This is a genomic window from Paenibacillus popilliae ATCC 14706 (genome assembly GCF_000315235.1).
Classification (GTDB): domain Bacteria; phylum Bacillota; class Bacilli; order Paenibacillales; family Paenibacillaceae; genus Paenibacillus_B; species Paenibacillus_B popilliae.
The window spans coordinates 1-597 of the sequence record NZ_BALG01000419.1; the positions used below are offsets into that span (position 1 = coordinate 1).

The 597-nt window shown below is 41.2% G+C and carries 1 pseudogene; it reads right to left on the reverse strand.

The features are described from left to right. Nucleotides 1–106 (reverse strand): annotated as a pseudogene (locus PPOP_RS21310) (ATP-binding protein); the annotation flags it as partial. Nucleotides 107–597: the final 491 nt, after the last annotated feature.

Consider the following 597-nt stretch of genomic DNA (forward strand, 5'->3'; position numbering starts at 1 on the left):
CCCGATGCCCTCGCTCCAACGCTTCGATTCCAAGCCCCACTGACAGGTGAGTCTTTCCCACCCCAGGCGGGCCTAAAAGGATTACATTGTAGGTGTGCTCCAGCCAGAGTGATTTGTCTCACGATATGGGGTCAGTCCCTCTTTCCTCAACGGCTCTTTCTTGCATCGGTGAATATATCTACTACAATATATTCAATTCCTCCATTTTCTTCAAACATCATGCATGCCGAAAATCCACCAGTCAGGTAATTATTACAATACTCCAACACATAAATCACCATTTTTGTTATACTCAAGAACGGTATTTTTTAACAACAAATACTAATCTCTCATACAGGAAGGGGGTAAAGAAGTGGTTATTGATCGAATTATGTTCAAGAAATCTATGGACTACAGCATTCCTTAGCCGCGATTATGAACGCAGTTATTGATTGAATTTCTTTTATAAAAAGGAGAAGAATATGAAAAAATTTATAGCCTTGATATTATTGATTGCTCTTTCGTTTACAAGCCTTCCTCTTGCGTATGCAGATTTCGCGAATGGCACCTTGGTTCAGACCGAAGCAGGATTCAAGCCGATTGAACAAATCCGGGTCG